13 protein-coding genes and 2 tRNA genes are annotated in these 16029 nt (G+C 41.2%); 1 reads left to right on the top strand and 14 read right to left on the bottom strand.

What is annotated here, in order from left to right:
• Positions 1-51: 51 nt before the first annotated feature.
• The 14 genes from pnp to tpiA all read right to left on the bottom strand — a co-directional run bounded on the left by pnp (position 52) and on the right by tpiA (position 13859).
• Positions 52-2154, bottom strand: coding sequence for a polyribonucleotide nucleotidyltransferase (gene pnp / locus DXK30_RS09065; RefSeq protein WP_114701419.1), 2103 nt, complete (start codon positions 2152-2154; stop codon positions 52-54).
• A gap of 690 nt (positions 2155-2844) precedes the next feature.
• The gene (gene rpsO, locus DXK30_RS09070) at positions 2845-3111 is read right to left on the bottom strand and encodes a 30S ribosomal protein S15 (RefSeq protein WP_045443035.1); all 267 of its coding nucleotides are present in this window, start codon (positions 3109-3111) and stop codon (positions 2845-2847) included.
• A 379-nt stretch (positions 3112-3490) separates the two neighbouring features.
• Positions 3491-3667, bottom strand: a complete 177-nt coding sequence (locus tag DXK30_RS12765; RefSeq protein WP_201508164.1) for a hypothetical protein — start codon at positions 3665-3667, stop codon at positions 3491-3493.
• A 113-nt stretch (positions 3668-3780) separates the two neighbouring features.
• Positions 3781-3942 (bottom strand): hypothetical protein, encoded by a 162-nt coding sequence (locus tag DXK30_RS12725; RefSeq protein ID WP_162799524.1) that lies wholly within the window; start codon positions 3940-3942, stop codon positions 3781-3783.
• Between the two features lie 93 nt (positions 3943-4035).
• A complete protein-coding gene (locus DXK30_RS09075; RefSeq protein ID WP_114701420.1) occupies positions 4036-4560 on the bottom strand; it encodes a type 1 glutamine amidotransferase domain-containing protein in 525 nt (174 codons plus the stop codon).
• A 398-nt stretch (positions 4561-4958) separates the two neighbouring features.
• Complete coding sequence (truB, locus tag DXK30_RS09080) at positions 4959-6050, bottom strand: tRNA pseudouridine(55) synthase TruB (protein WP_114701421.1); 1092 nt, start codon at positions 6048-6050, stop codon at positions 4959-4961.
• A 9-nt stretch (positions 6051-6059) separates the two neighbouring features.
• On the bottom strand, positions 6060-6449 hold the full coding sequence (locus DXK30_RS09085) for a ribosome-binding factor A (protein WP_102078739.1): 390 nt from the start codon (positions 6447-6449) through the stop codon (positions 6060-6062).
• A 201-nt stretch (positions 6450-6650) separates the two neighbouring features.
• Positions 6651-9377, bottom strand: a complete 2727-nt coding sequence (gene infB, locus DXK30_RS09090) for a translation initiation factor IF-2 (protein WP_114701422.1) — start codon at positions 9375-9377, stop codon at positions 6651-6653.
• A 148-nt stretch (positions 9378-9525) separates the two neighbouring features.
• Positions 9526-11010: a transcription termination factor NusA gene (gene nusA, locus DXK30_RS09095; RefSeq protein ID WP_057757751.1), complete on the bottom strand. Its 1485-nt coding sequence runs from the start codon at positions 11008-11010 to the stop codon at positions 9526-9528.
• Positions 11011-11145: 135 nt separating this feature from the next.
• Positions 11146-11646: a ribosome maturation factor RimP gene (rimP, locus tag DXK30_RS09100; protein WP_057757748.1), complete on the bottom strand. Its 501-nt coding sequence runs from the start codon at positions 11644-11646 to the stop codon at positions 11146-11148.
• A 452-nt stretch (positions 11647-12098) separates the two neighbouring features.
• Positions 12099-12175, bottom strand: a tRNA-Met gene (locus tag DXK30_RS09105).
• A gap of 123 nt (positions 12176-12298) precedes the next feature.
• Positions 12299-12382: transfer RNA gene (locus DXK30_RS09110), tRNA-Leu, on the bottom strand.
• Positions 12383-12523: 141 nt separating this feature from the next.
• Positions 12524-12832, bottom strand: coding sequence for a preprotein translocase subunit SecG (secG, locus tag DXK30_RS09115; RefSeq protein ID WP_021814138.1), 309 nt, complete (start codon positions 12830-12832; stop codon positions 12524-12526).
• A 214-nt stretch (positions 12833-13046) separates the two neighbouring features.
• Positions 13047-13859, bottom strand: a complete 813-nt coding sequence (gene tpiA, locus DXK30_RS09120) for a triose-phosphate isomerase (RefSeq protein WP_114701423.1) — start codon at positions 13857-13859, stop codon at positions 13047-13049.
• A gap of 384 nt (positions 13860-14243) precedes the next feature.
• Between tpiA and pilB the strand changes: the two genes are divergently transcribed.
• A complete protein-coding gene (gene pilB, locus DXK30_RS09125) occupies positions 14244-15959 on the top strand; it encodes a type IV-A pilus assembly ATPase PilB (RefSeq protein WP_114701424.1) in 1716 nt (571 codons plus the stop codon).
• The last annotated feature ends 70 nt before the right edge of the window (positions 15960-16029 follow it).

Genomic DNA, 16029 nt, shown 5'->3' on the forward strand with positions numbered 1-16029 from the left:
GAGCATTTCAAGGCGGTTTTTTATTACTTAAACCACATCAGATATTGAGTATTAGTTCTGCTCAACACCTTTCATAGTCAGTTTGATACGACCACGGTTGTCAACGTCTTGTACGAGTACTTTAACGATCTGACCTTCTTTTAGATAGTCTGATACATTCTCTACGCGCTCTTCTGCGATTTGTGAAATGTGTACTAGACCATCAGTGTTTGGCAAGACATTTACAAATGCACCGAAGTCAACGATACGAGCAACGGTACCTTCATAAGTTTTACCGACTTCAACTTCAGCAGTTAGTGCTTCGATTTTACCGATAGCTGCTTTGGTCGCTGCTTTGTTTTCACCAAAGATACGGATAGTACCAGCATCATCGATATCGATAACCGCGCCAGTTTCTTCCGTTAGCTGACGGATAGTTGCGCCGCCTTTACCGATAACGTCACGAATCTTGTCTGGGTTGATTTCGATAACCGCGTAGTTTGGTGCATGAGCATTGATTTCAGTACGGCTCTCAGGCAATACTTGGTTCATTGCTTCTAGGATATGGATACGACCAGCGTGGGCTTGTTTGAGCGCTTGCTCCATGATATCAGATGTAATCCCTTCGATTTTGATATCCATCTGAAGTGCAGTGATACCGTTCTTAGAACCGGCCACTTTAAAGTCCATATCACCTAGATGATCTTCATCACCCAAGATGTCTGACAATACAGCAAAACGATCGCCTTCTTTAACCAGACCCATTGCGATACCAGCAACTGGTGCTTTTAATGGTACGCCTGCGTCCATCAATGCCAAGCTTGCGCCACAAACAGAAGCCATAGAAGATGAACCGTTAGATTCAGTGATTTCTGACACCACACGAATCACATACGGGAAACGCTCACTATCTGGCAACATTGCTTGTACACCGCGACGTGCTAGACGACCATGGCCAATTTCACGACGTTTTGGAATACCTTCACGGCCCGTTTCACCAACTGAGAAATGCGGGAAGTTGTAGTGCAGCATGAAATGGTCACGAATCGTGCCACCTAGTGAGTCAATCATGTTGACGTCACGGCTGTTACCAAGTGTGGTAGTAACCAATGCCTGCGTCTCACCACGTGTGAACAATGCTGAACCATGCGTATATGGCAATACACCAACTTGTACGTCAAGCGCACGAACTGTCTCAGGGTCACGACCATCGATACGCGGCTTACCTGATAAGATGTTGTCACGAACGGTACGATATTTAAGGTCGTTATAGATTTCTTTAAGCTCAGATACGGTATCAGCATAAGTTTCTGACTCAGCATCACCAGCAAGTGCATCAATAATTGACTGCTTAATTTCATCAAGCTTCGTGTAACGTGCTTGCTTATCAGTAATGGTATAAGCGTCAGCAACTTGCTCGCCGAACTGCTCTTTCATGCTACTGGTAAGTGCTTGATCACGCTCAGGAGCAGAATATTGCTGCTTAGCAGTGCCAATTTCTTCAGCCATTGACGCAATGTTATCAATAACGATTTGTTGTTGCTGATGGCCGTACAATACTGCACCTAACATCTGGTCTTCTGACAGCTCTGCCGCTTCAGACTCAACCATCAATACTGCAGACTTAGTACCAGCTACAACCAAGTCTAGATCACTGGTTTCAAGCTGCTCAGATGTTGGGTTTAGAACGTATTCGCCGTTAATGAAACCAACACGAGCGGCAGCAACAGGACCATTAAATGGCGCATCAGAGATAGCCAATGCTGCTGAGGCACCGATTAGTGCAGCGATATCTGCAGACTGAGTTTTATCTGATGATACAACTGTTGCGGTGATTTGGATTTCGTTTACGTAGCCTTCTGGGAATAGCGGACGAATCGGACGGTCAATCAAGCGTGAAGTTAAGGTTTCAAATTCGCTCGCACGGCCTTCGCGTTTGCCGTAAGCACCTGGGATTTTACCCGCTGCATACATTTTTTCTTGATAATTAACCGTTAGCGGAAAGAAGTTTTGACCTTCTTTAGCTTCTGATTTTACGACTGCTGCAACTAATACTGTTACGCCGCCCATATGTACTAAAATAGAGTTTGCTTGACGGGCAATACGGCCTGTCTCGATAACAACCTGCTGGTTGCCATATTGAAATTCACGCTTAATGGTGTTGAACATTGTCATATAATCTTCCTAATGTTGACTGACAAAAATGATATCAGCGTCAAAAAAAGCTGATATCTGTCATTAAAATTCTGTATATATGGCTATCAGTTGACATGCTTTCTATTAAAAATCATCGCAACCAATGCCAATAACGTTACTTGGTTATCTCATATATTTGTCTGAGTTAGACATCGTACTATTATGTATATTCGGTCGTGCAATTTTGGCTTTACTATAAATACTATCAAAAAGACATTAAGTCAAAAGACTTCGATGCTAAAAACCCTACAGGCTATTTTCTAGGCTTTCAAATATCAGCTATCCGCGCCGATTACCAAGCCAAATAATAAGTATTTTATCAATAATCGCCATATCTGTAGCAGATGCGCTATCAAACTCACAAGGCATTATTTTACAGTGATTTATAGCCATTGACCAATTAATTGCACAGTAGCGCAATTATCGTCAGAAAATACCGTATTTGAGACTTGGTTAGTACAGTTTATACCAATACTCCTCTTAGCTGTTCTATAGAAGGAGTTATAGCTCTTACTATTTGAGCACAGTATCTAAAACGAATAAGCATAAAAAAACGGCGTGAAACTATTCCACACCGTTTTTAGAAAAATCTATTTTATCGATAATAACAAACAAGTTCCAAGCGATTTAGCAAAAAATTCAGCATCCACTCGTACTATTGTCGTTAGATTAACGACGTAGACCCAACTGGCTGATTAGAGTAGTGTAACGACCAAGGTCTTTACCTTTTAAGTAATCAAGCAGTTTACGACGCGTGTTAACCATACGGATAAGACCGCGACGGCTATGATGGTCAGCTTTGTGTGCTTTAAAATGGTTCTGCAAATCATTGATACGAGCACTCAACAAAGCTACTTGAACTTCTGGAGAACCAGTGTCATTTTCGCCACGTTGGTATTGAGCGATGATTTGTTCACGATCGGTATTAGTTAGCATAAATATCTCCGGCAATGCTAAAAACTTCAAAAAACGGACTACAATTTGAGTCAGTATTAAAGCAATAGAATAATAAATAAAATAACCTGTACGCCATTCAGGACAACCCTGCATTACTAGAGTTGACCTAGTGTACGACAAGCTCAGTTAACAACCATTTAGTATGTTTTGAATCGTACATTGTATTTAGCTACAGCACTACTTAATCAAAGTAATGGGCTAATGACAGTACATCATTCAGAACCTAATTTAAATGTGGGGGTAATTATAACAAAAAACTTCTGAACTAGCAGCAGTTTTTCATAATACTTGTAAAGCTACAATCAATCATTAATAGACGATAGTTATTAAATAACTATTTATTAAGAGCCTACCTAGGCTACTTATTAACGTCAGATTCTTCTGCATTGCCGCCTAGTTCATCATCTTCAAGAGGCGCGGCAGTAGTCACTTCCGCTAGGCTGTCTGGGGCAGACTGCTCACTTGGATTGATTTCTTCTGCAAGCTTTTCAATCTCTTTTTCCTGCTCGTCCATATTGTTCGGTGAATTACTCATATTAGCTCCTGAATTATTATTTTGTGGACTAACTGTCGTTGCACTCATCGATCATAAGACGTGCAAACTATAAACATATCAATGCCACCTATTACAGATGGCATATTAAAAACTTACTTATCTTCTTTCGCGTTTTCTAAGTTAGCTGCGATACGTTCTGCTGCTGCTTCGCTGTTTTCACTATGATTGTCTTCAGTTTGACCTTTAAGTGCTGCTTCTGCTGAATCAGAACGTTGTTGCTCAAGCTTAGTATCGTTTGGATTAGAGTTTGACATAGTATCTTCCTTGGTTATGGTTATAAATGTTAGTTATAAAAATTCGAAATTTAATAGTATTTAATTAAATTTTTTTAGTTAGGATTCAAAATTCTAAGATAAAGCTTTGTCTATAGCATCGACGAAATTGGGTATATCATCTGGGTTACGCGAGGTAATAAGATTACCATCTACTTGTACTGTCTTATCTACGTAGTTTGCTCCAGCATTTTCTAAATCTAGTCGTAACGTAGGGTAAGCGGTAAGGGTTTTGCCTTTAGCAATACCTGTATTGACGAGAACCCAAGGAGCATGACAAATAACAGCTAGTGGCTTTCCTGCTTCATTGATAGCATTGATAATTTGATGAGCCTTTTCGTTACCACGAATAGTATCAGCGTTGACAGTACCACCTGGTAACACCAATGCATCATAGTCAGAGACGTTGGCATCTTCTGCAAAAATATCAGCAGTAAAAGTATCACTCTTATCTACGTCTTGCTGCATGGCTTGCACTTCTTTTTTATCATTTGTTGTTATAAGAAGTGTTTTATAGCCTTTGTCCTTTAGCTGATTATTGACGTCTTCGTACTCTGCTTGTTCGAAGTGGTTATGTAGTAAAAAAGCGATCGTTTTCATAACTTTCCTTCTTCTTATCTATTATTTTTTGTGAGTCAGTATATTTTTATAAGTTAGTTTTATTATTATTCGGTAGTACATTTTATTTTGAACTATTTTTTTTATTTAAATGCGTCCTTTTTGCATTAATTTTTTCTTCTAATTAGTTACTTTTAATTGTCTATTATTTTAATTATTAAATTTATAGCAATTTTTTATTTTTATAATATTTATCCATTTTATTTTTTAGCTCAGCATTCCCTATCTGACAAATCTAGAGTACAAAAAAAACAGGTTTCACCATAGGCGAAACCTGCAATAAAATGTGACAGTATGTGATTAGTGTAAACTATTAGTAAATCAGGCCAATGTTAGGTGGTAGTTTCTCTATCTAAGTAACATTGATGAAAACGTTACTATTAGCGCTGAATCAATTTCTTAGGTTGTAGACGTCCGTTTAAGCTCACAGACCCCAAACCAAGAAACTCTCCCTGCTCATTGAGTAGACGTATATCAACAGGTATTTCGTGCTCTAGGAGCTGAGGCACATCAAGATCAGTATCAGCTTTACCATTGGTACTAGCGTCATCATCAACACTAACAGAGCTATTATTAGCTAGTTGGTAAGAAACCATATTAGTAACATAATCTTTGAGCTTACCTGTTAGCTCATCAAATACGTTTAGGCGTTGCCCCATATGTACGCGGGCGCATTGCTCCTCTGTCAGCGTCAGTTCAGCATTGATATCAATACAAGCATCGATAGGCAGCAGCCAAGACTGACGCTCCTCTAAACTATGCTCTTCTAATAATGATAAAGCGATCGCGTCATCAATACTGAAGTTACCTACCTGTGTACGACGTAATGCCGTCAAATGTCCTAGCGTACCTAGCTGCTTCGCAATATCTTCCGCTAATACACGTACGTAAGTACCTTTAGTACAAGTAACCGTGAGATTAATCTGGGTATCATCTATCATCTGTAGATTGATTGCTTTAATCGTGATATCTCTAGACGGTCTATCAACCTCAATGCCAGCGCGAGCATATTCATACAGTTTTTTGCCGTCTTTTTTTAGTGCTGAATACATCGGTGGTATCTGCTGCTGAGCACCCAAGAACTGCTGTGCAATAGTCGCCAATGATACTTCGTCAAATACTGGGATAGAAGCCTGCGTTACGATTTGGCCATCAGCATCACCAGTATCGGTTTGACTACCTAACAAGATAGTCGCTTGGTAAGACTTATCAGCATCCAGTTGATAATGGCTAAACTTGGTGGCTTCACCCAAGCAAATAGGCAACAGGCCAGTTGCCATCGGATCAAGCGTTCCTGTATGCCCTGCCTTTTTACTATCGTGTATCGGTGATTTAAATAAATACTTCACTTTTGACACGACTTGCTGCGAGGTCATACCTTTGGGTTTGTCCACCAGTATGACACCTGAAACTTTGACTTTGTCAGGTACTTTATTGGCTTGTTTATCAACTTGCTTAGACGCTATAGACATAATAATAATTTACTCGTCATTCTCGTTTTGCTCAGTTTTAGTCACGGCTTTACTAATCAAGTCCATCATGTAGTTACCACGAGCAGTCACTTCATCATAGTGAAAACGTAGGCGCGGCGTAGTACGTGTCTTTAAGCTATGGCTTAATTCTGTACGCAAGAATCCTGCCGCTTTATTCAATACTTTGATGCTTTCTTCATGATTGGTCTTGTTCATAGCATCATTGAGCTCAGGCTCCATGATAGTGACATAGACGTCCGCATAACCTAAATCTGGGCTAACTTTGACACTAGAGATCGTGACAAAACCTGTTAGACGAGGGTCATTGACTTCATCGCGAATAAGAACAGCAAGCTCACGCTGAATCTGATCCGACAATCTTTGTAAACGTTGGTTCATGTTGTTACCTTACTTTAATGGGCTTATTTTATTACTGTATAAGTCTGCTGATTAATAGATGTGGCACTGATATGTGCTAAAAAAGGCCTAGCAGGATGTACCTGTTAGGCCTAAGTACAGCTGAATATTAGCAAAGTATCTAAACAGCTCAGCGGATTACGCATATTGCATTAAGACATACTTTGCTATCGAACAGCAGCTTTAGATAGTACGTGCGAACTCTTGGATTTCAAAGACTTCGATCTTATCGCCAGCTTCAACATCATAGCCACGAACGGCCAGACCACATTCCATACCAGTACGTACTTCATTAACGTCTTCTTTATAACGACGCAATGATTGCAATTGACCAGTAAAGATAACTTGGTCATCACGCAATACGCGGATAGGTTTGTTGCGATAGATTGTACCTTCGACCACCATACAACCAGCAGCAGCACCGAACTTACTAGAACGGAATACTTCACGAACGTCTGCAACACCAAGGATTTTCTCGCGATGTTCAGGAGCAAGCATACCGCTCATTGCTGATTTCACATCATCGATTAAACCATAGATTACGCTATAGTAGCGAATATCCATGTTAGCAGTGTCTGCTTTACGGCGTGCGGTAGCATCTGCACGAACGTTAAAGCCTAACAATACCGCTTCACTAGATTCTGCAAGGGTTACGTCAGACTCAGAGATAGGACCAACGCCTGAACTGATCACTCTGACTTTTACTTCGTCAGTAGACAATTCATTTAGGGCAGCTAGTAGTGCTTCAAGTGAACCACGTACATCTGTTTTCAGCACGATATTCAAGAATGACACATCGCCTTGGCCCATCTGATCAAACATGCTTTCTAAACGCATCGCATTTTGACGCTCAAGTTGACGCTCACGCTCACGGTTGGTTCTAAAGTCCGCAACTTCACGAGCTTTTTTCTCATCAGTTACAACTAGGAACTCGCTACCAGCAGCAGGTGTCTCAGGTAGACCCAAAATCTCTACAGGAATAGAAGGACCAGCTGATTTAATACGTTGACCATGCTCATCGGTCAATGCACGAACTTTACCATAGTGCTCGCCAGCTAGAACCAAGTCGCCTTGTTTCAATGTACCTTTTTTCACTAGGACACTAACGACAGGACCACGACCTTTCTCCAGTCTAGACTCAATAACCACACCCTGAGCAGCACCGTCTAATGGCGCTTCTAATTCCATTAGCTCAGCTTGTAAACTAATGAATTCTAGTAGATCTTCAATACCTTCGCCTGTTTTGGCTGAGATACGAGCCATTGGTGTATCGCCGCCCCATTCTTCTGAAACAACTTCTTTCGTCGTTAGCTCATTAAGAACACGGTCAGGATCAGCACCTGGCTTATCCATTTTGTTGATAGCAACAATGATTGGCGTACCAGCTGCACGTGCATGATCGATTGCTTCTGCTGTTTGTGGCATCAGGCCATCGTCAGCTGCAACAACCAGTACAACGATATCAGTCGCTTGAGCACCACGTGAACGCATTGCGCTAAACGCTGCGTGACCTGGAGTATCAAGGAAAGTAATAACACCACGCTCAGTTTTGACATGGTAAGCACCGATATGCTGTGTAATGCCGCCCGCTTCACCATTCGCAACTTTCGTTTCACGAATTTTATCTAGTAATGAGGTCTTACCATGATCGACGTGACCCATGATAGTCACTACCGGTGGACGAGTCTGGATGTTACTACTACGCTCATCAACTGCATATTGTAAGTCATCTTCGACTTTAGTATCACTAACTGGTACTGGGTTATGACCCATTTCTTCAACAAGCAAACTTGCGGTTGCTTGATCAATCGTATCTGACTCACGAGCCATTTCACCCATTTTCATAAGTAATTTGGTTACTTCACGAGCTTTAACCGCCATACGCTGCGCAAGATCGGCAACTGAAATCTGCTCACTAATCTCGACATCATAGACGATTTTTTCGACAGGTTTTTCAAACTTATGCTGTGACGCTTGAGTTGAACGCAAACCGTTTTTGCGGTTTTTGATTTCGCGCTCATCTTGGTTTTTACGACGACGACCACGAGTACCAGTACTGTTAGAGCCGCGTTTAATTTCGCGACGCTCTTTTTCGAAAGACTCTTCTAATGCATCACCGACCAGACCTTCAGCCAATGGCTCATCTTTACGTACTTCAGTAGCAGGCTCACGATCTGTATATTTACCAGCCATTTTGCGCATTTGCTCAAGTGTACGCTTTTGCGCTTCTTCAGCTTGTGTGCGGCGGGTTTCTAATTCGATTTCACGCAGACGCGCTTCTTCTTTTTCACGTGTTTCGCGTGCTTTACGCTCAGCAGCTGTTTCAACTTTTGGTTTGGTTGCAGCAACTTTTTTCTTCGGCTGTTCTTTAGGCTTAACTTCAGCAGTCGCTTTACCGCCTTTCTTAACGACAACTGATGTAGAAATATCATCGTTTTTGTCGTCTGATTTTTTGCTAGAGCCTAAGCTTGCACGCATTGCTGCTAGCGTTGCTGCTTGACGCTCTTCCGCTTTTTTCTTAGTAGCGGCGCGTTCTTCAGCTTCTTTTGCTGCACGTTCTTGAGATTCAATCAGAGCCTGCTCACGAGCAGCTAGCTCTTCAGCCATTTTTTCTGGATCAGGCTTTTCAAATACTTTCTTTTTACGTACTTCAACGTTAACGCTCTTAGATTTACCTGAAGAGCCAGTCACACGCGCGGTACTAGTCGTCTTAGATTTAAGACTAATACGACGCTTCTCTTGTTGACCATGAGTTTGTTTTAAATACGTCACCAGCTTCTCTTGCTCGAGTTCAGTGACTAAGTCACCCTCTGCACGAGCAGGCAGTCCAGCATCTACCAATTGCTGCTTTACAGCATCTGTAGTTTTGCCTACCATTTCTGCCAGTTCTTTGACGGTCTTATCTGCCATTTATTATCACCTACTGTCTATTATTTGCTATATGTTCAATTCAGTTGTTGGCTACAAATGATTGGGTTAAGGCTGATACTTATAAATAGATACCAGCACTTTATTCTCAATAGCATATCACCAAAAGACAGCGATATGCAGTTACCGCTTATTCATCGAACCAAGATTCCCGAGCTTTCATGATGAGTTTTCCTGCAGTTTCAGAGTCTAATCCTTCGATATCTTCTAGATCGAAGACGGCTTGTTCTGCCAAATCATCAACAGTAATGATATCTTTTTGTGCCATTTTATAGGCCCAACTGACTGTCATACCTTCAAGCTCTTGCAGCTCTTGACTTGGCTCTTTCATGTTCTGTTGTTTGACCAACTCATCAGCGATGACGACTTCTTTAGCACGCTCTTGAATCATATCAATCGCTTCATCATCTAGACCTTCGATATCATAGAAAGTCTCAACTGGTACATAGGCCACTTCTTCGATACTGGTAAAACCAATATCAACCAATGCCTGTGCTAAATCTTTATCTACTTCTAGGCGCTCATAGAATAATTCAATAAACGCTTTTGATTCGTTTTGCTGACGTTGCTGATACTCTTCTTCAAGCATCATATTAAGCTTATAGCCTGTCAACTCAGACGCTAGACGTACGTTTTGACCTTGTGAGCCAATAGCACGCGCCAATTGATCATTGGTGCTAAAGATAATATCTGCTGTTTGTGTATCTTCATCTAAAATGATACTGCTTACGTCAGCAGGCTCTAGAGAGCTAATGATAAACTGGGCAGGATCATCTGACCATACCACCACATCAATACGCTCACCGTCTAACTCTTGCTGTACTGCTTGGATACGTGTACCACGCATACCAATACAGGCACCAACTGGATCAATACGATGATCGTTGGTCTTCACGGCTATTTTAGCACGAGTACCTGGCAGACGAGCGACGTTACGAATTTCGATAATTTGTTCTGCAATCTCAGGCACTTCTTTTTGCATCAATGCTGATAGCATTTCAGGATGCGTGCGAGATAACAGTAACTGGGCACCGCGGTTTTCACGGTTCACATGGTACAAGATAGCGTTAATACGCGATTTTGCACGGAGTTGTTCGCGTGGCAACATCTGATCACGTGACAAATAACCTTCAGCATTGTCACCCAAGTCAATGATATAGCCATCACGAGTCTGTTTTTTGACTTCGCCATACATCATCTCACCAACACGTGGCTCGAAAGCGTCTGCAACTAGTGCACGCTCAGCTTCACGAATCTTTTGGATGATAACTTGTTTGGCTTGAGTAGCAGCAATACGACCAAATTCGATTGATTCGATTTGCTCTTCTTTAATATCACCAATTGACCACTCTTCTTGATCAAGATCGGTGATAGCAAGCTGACAAGCTGGCATTTCATGGTCTTCATCTGCAACCACTGTCCAGTAACGATAAGTATCGTAATCACCAGTTGCACGGTCGATCGCTACCCGTACAGCCACTTCTGGCTGCTCGGTATATACTTTCTTCTTAGTCGATACCACTAAAGCGTCTTCAATTGCTTCAAAGATATCTTCAGGATTTAAGCCCTTTTCATTACTGACAGTTTCTACTACCGTTAAGATTTCACGACTCATGCTATACCTGTCCTATCATTTTTTAATTGACTTAAATTTTATAATTTGGGTGCTGCTATTATATAGTTGTTATAAGCCACATAAGCTATTGGAAGATAAAACTGTCTATATATAAACAGTTACCCTAGTAAAAATCTAGGCATCTTCATAAATCAAATTGGCTTTATCAATATTACTTAATGCGATCTCAAACTGCTCGCCATCACTTGACGTCAGTTTTAGAGAGTTTTCATCAATACTATCTAAAGTACCTGTGGCTTTACGACGTTTCTGATCGCCTGTACCGATAGCTTGAATCAGACGCAAGCTCACAGTTTGACCAACATACGCATGCATTTGCTCATCTGAGAAAAACGCACGGTCAAAGCCAGGTGAAGATACTTCTAAGATGTACTCACCAGCGATAGGATCATGAACTTCTAAGATACCGCTTACTTGATGGTTCACTGCCGCGCAATCTTCAATCGTTACTTGTTTATCTTGGGCTTGCTCTTCTGGCAATGCCTCAATATAGATACGTAGTAAAGAGCGACGACCTTGTGGCGCAAACTCGATACCCCATAGTGACACATCACAAGCGGCCACGGCAGGGGCAATAATATTAGTCAGTTCTGCAACTTTAGTCGAAAGCTTCATAATCTCTTTGTATTTTCCTATTCACTTATCTATCGTACTTAGTAAACCGTATTAAAGATTGACTCTTATCTATATATAACAATCTTATGATGATAAGAATCACGGTCAGTATATAATTTTAAATCACAAATATATGATACATATTGTGCATTTATATAGGGACGAGCGTAAAAAACATCAAGCTCGGCCAAACAATGCTTTTATTATTTATAAAGCACTACTATCGATAAAAGTATGAGGAATAAAAGATAGTGTTGCTTAAGAAGCATCGTGCCGGTAGCGGCCGATGATGACCAGTGACGAGTAATATCGTACTCTATAGACTTAGAGCTTAGCATAAGTAGGATAGATACCGCGATAACACTGACCTTCAGATACAAAAAAACCCACAAACATAATGGTGGGCTAATCGGTACTGACAAATTTAGTGTACAAAACATCAGTATAAAAAGTGGTAGCGGGGGCTGGATTTGAACCAACGACCTTCGGGTTATGAGCCCGACGAGCTACCAGACTGCTCCACCCCGCATCAATCTAGAACGCATATTATAGGGAGGTTTCGTAGAAGTGTCAATACTTTTTTTAAATTAATTATAAAATAAGTATTATCTGCTAAAAATCCAACCTGACGCTATGCTGCGTCTGTAAAACTTGGTGCGATTGGGGGGACTTGAACCCCCACAGCTTTCGCCACCACCCCCTCAAGATGGCGTGTCTACCATTCCACCACAATCGCATTTTACTGCTCTGTTCCTATCATCCAATCTATAATCAATGATGCTTAAGGTAGGCATCTATAGAACAGGAGTTGCGAAAACAGGAAAGCATTGTAAATCTAACCTAGCAAAATAGCAAGCGCTGCCTACTTAAAAGAGGCTTACTCAGGATTTTGAGTCAATGGACGCGGCGTTTGCGGTGCTGAAACTGGCGCATCTAGACGAAACTGATCTTCTGCTTGCTTACGCGCATGAACAGCAAGTGTCATACTCGTAATAAAAAATATGACCGTTAGTACTGCCGTAGCACGTGTCAAGAAGTTAGCAGTTCCTGCTGCGCCAAACACGGTACCTGATGAACCAGCACCAAAAGAAGCTCCAGCGTCTGCCCCTTTACCATGCTGTATCAGAATCAAGCCGATCATGGCAATGGCCACAATAATATGCAGGGCTAATATAAACGTAAACATGGTGGCCTCTTTTGCCGCGTAATGACGACTGATAACGGAAAATAAAACGTAAGGTTAATAGAATGACAATCGGCATGATCAAATGCCAAATCGACTATATAAATAAGGCGCATTGTACACGATTGCAAGGGCAGTGTTAAACCTACTTTTACTAACCGATAAAACCATACTCTCTATAAGCTATGATCTTGATATCTGAGCGTTATTTATTCATTTAAGCATTGGCTTGGTTGAAGGCATCGGCAATCGCTAGAAAGCTCTCTGCTTTTAATGAAGCACCGCCTACTAATGCGCCATCAATCATAGCGTCAGAAGCAAAACTATTGGCATTATCAGCATTAACACTACCGCCATACAACACGGTAATCGTATCTGTTATATCAGCAAAGCTTGCAACCGTTTGCTTGATATACTGATGAGTCTTACTCACTTCTGCCACAGTAGGCACTTTACCTGTACCAATCGCCCATACAGGTTCGTAAGCAACGAGCAGCTTTTCAGATAACGATGATGCTAAATCTGGCTGCTGAGTCAGTAAGTCTTTAATCACTGAGAGTTGCTCATTGATAACGTCGAGTGTTTGACCATTGTCATACTGTTCTTGTGTTTCGCCGATGCAAAACACCACGCCTAAGCTCTGAGAAAACGCATGAGACAATTTGCTTATCAGGCATTCATGAGACTCTTTGTGGTATTGACGACGCTCAGAGTGGCCAAGTAGCGTCCAAGTAGCACCTGCATCTGCTACCTGCTGTGCTGAGCAGTCACCCGTATAGGCTCCTGTACTTGCACTATAAGTACTAACGTCCTGTGCGGCACAGAGTATTGAGCTATCTGCTAGACGCGTACTCACTGTACTTAAATGAACACAACTTGGCGCTACCATTAATTTACAGCGGTTTTTTGATGCCTGCGATTTGGCTTGTTCTTCAGTATTAATTTTAGTCAATAAGTCGTCTAACAATACATTGACAGCACTGTTAGTCGCAGGATTCTGTTTCCAATTGCCAATTACCCAAGCTTGCATACTTATTTACCTTGTTTCATGTATTCATGCCAATTCGGCTAATATGCGCGTCAGTATAACAAATAATTCGTAAGTGCTATAGTAGCGTACCACCATGAACAGAACCACTTCTGCAAACTTATCTACAAGTGCTGTGGTAACAGACTACTATTTTTACGAGCTAGTCGTCTAATGGTATATATAAATTTTTCAAACTAAAGTAAAGTCCTATACTACAGAGTTTATAAAATCAAATATTGTTGCTGGTTCTATATATAGATATACAGGTAGATAAGATAAACAAAGCAAGACAGTTATAGCGAGTTATCAACTAGCAACGATGAGTATATAGCGTGCAATACCAAGCAAGTCTACAGAATATTTTGTATTAAAGGAGAGGTTAGAATGTCTATCGCAACCAGTAAGTACGGCGGTCTAGCGCAGCAACTCATTAGCGATGGTGTTGTTAGCGAAGCGAATATGAAAACAGCACAGATTGAGTCGCAGCAGCAGCAAATAGGACTGGTACCCTATCTAGTAGACAATAAATTGGCCGATGCTTATCATCTTGCTCAAATGCTATCCCAAGCTTTCGGTGACCCTCTATTCGATCTTGATGCATTAAACGTTGATATCATTCCAAAAGACTTGGTTGATGAAAAAATCGTTCGTAAATTTAATGCTTTACCACTCTTTAAACGAGGACAACGTCTATTTGTCGCACTGAGTGATCCGACACGCGTTGATGCTATTGATGCAATTGCCTTTAACTCTCGACTGTCTATAGAAACCATTGTTGTCGAAGAAAACAAGCTCAAAAAGCGTATTGAAAATATTTACGCGGATACGATGCAAAGTTTTGATAGCTTTTCTGATAACGATTTAAGCGTTGGCTTTGAGGACGGTAATGCAGATAAAGAGGATGGTGAAACTCAACTGAGTGACGGCGTTGATGAGGCCCCTGTTGTAAAGTTCGTCAATAAAATGCTGGTAGATGCTATCCGTATGGGCGCTTCTGACTTACATTTTGAACCATACGAGAAATCTTTTAGAGTACGATTTCGTGTGGATGGCGTCATGCAAAAAATGGCCAATCCACCAGTTCAACTTGCGAATAAAATTGCAGCACGCTTAAAAGTCATGTCTCAGATGGATATCTCAGAACGTCGAGTACCACAAGACGGACGTATTAAACTAAAAATCTCTAAAAATAAAGCGATTGATTTCCGGGTAAACTCTTTACCAACGTTATTTGGTGAAAAACTTGTTTTACGTATCCTTGATCCATCCTCAGCCATGCTAGGTATTGATGCATTGGGATATGAACCAGATCAGCAGGAAATGTTTTTAGAGGCGTTGCACAAACCGCAAGGCATGTTACTGATTACTGGCCCTACCGGTTCTGGTAAGACAGTCTCTCTCTATACTGGTATCAACATCTTAAATACTGGCGCAACCAATATCTCAACGGCTGAAGATCCAGTCGAGATTAACCTTGAAGGAATTAACCAAGTCAATGTTAATGCCAAAGTTGGTCTCACGTTTGCCAATGCACTTAAGTCTTTTTTACGTCAAGATCCTGATATTGTCATGGTTGGTGAGATTCGCGATCTTGAGACTGCTGAAATCGCCATTAAAGCGGCACAGACAGGTCATATGGTTCTTTCTACCTTGCATACCAACTCAGCACCTGAAACACTAACGCGTCTACGCAATATGGGCGTTGCTTCTTTTAATATTGCCACCTCAGTCAACCTAGTCATTGCCCAACGATTGGCACGACGTCTCTGTAAGAACTGTAAAAAACCTATTAACATCCCGCGCCAGAGTTTATTAGAGATTGGTTTTACTGATACTGATTTGGATAATCCTGATAATGTCATTTATGAACCAGTCGGCTGTAATGAGTGTCGTGAAGGGTATAAAGGTCGTGTGGGTATCTATGAGGTGATGAAAGTGAGCCCTGATATTTCACGCATCATTATGGAAGATGGAAATGCGATAGACATTAAAGACGCTGCCGTTAAAAATGGTTTTCGCGATTTGCGTCGTTCTGGGATTTTAAAAGTATTGCAAGGTGTCACGAGTATTCAGGAAATGATGCGGGTGACTTCTGAATAATAATTAAATTTTATAGAATATGTATGATGTGTCTTCGTATTTTTACTGCTAATTATTAACTAATTTATAA

The sequence above is a fragment of the Psychrobacter proteolyticus genome, from assembly GCF_003350005.1.
GTDB lineage: Bacteria > Pseudomonadota > Gammaproteobacteria > Pseudomonadales > Moraxellaceae > Psychrobacter > Psychrobacter proteolyticus.